The 467-nt window shown below is 60.2% G+C and carries 1 protein-coding gene; it reads right to left on the reverse strand.

Annotation, left to right across the window (positions count from 1 at the left end):
* Positions 1–419, reverse strand: a 419-nt coding sequence (locus H6A60_RS12540; protein WP_338054878.1) for a YqaJ viral recombinase family protein, incomplete at its 3' end; no start/stop codon positions are given.
* Positions 420–467: the final 48 nt, after the last annotated feature.

Here is a 467-nt window from a genome sequence, read left to right on the forward strand (position 1 = left end):
ATCCAGATCTTCTGTTCGTCGCCTTCCGGCAGAAAAACATCGGACTTCGGATCCTTCGGCGGTTCCTTCCGGGTTGCGACGAGCTTGTGAAAAGCGCGTCCTTCTCTCACGATGCGATCGATAAGCGCTTCGTCGCGCTCGAGCTCGAACACGATGATGTCGTCGGCCGGCCCGTCGTAGAAAACGAGCCAGCCGCGCCGTGCGTCGGCAACGAGCATCTGATGCTGCAGCTGGACGGCGTACAAGCGGACCGGATCGCTACCTTTGCCGCGCGCTTTGACGTCGTCAAGCACAGACGGCGACGGACATTTGATTTCAACGGGTTCGCCCTCGGGCGTCAGACCGTCGAACGAAGCTCGAAAGAGCGGATCCGTCGACCACTCGCAGCATGCGGGCATGACGCAAGTGTTGAATCGCATCTCGAAGAGACACCTTGCGTCGTCCTCGTGCTCGATGCCGTAGCGGAC

Source organism: Sutterella massiliensis (genome assembly GCF_016899755.1).
GTDB classification, from domain to species: Bacteria; Pseudomonadota; Gammaproteobacteria; order Burkholderiales; family Burkholderiaceae_F; genus Sutterella; species Sutterella massiliensis.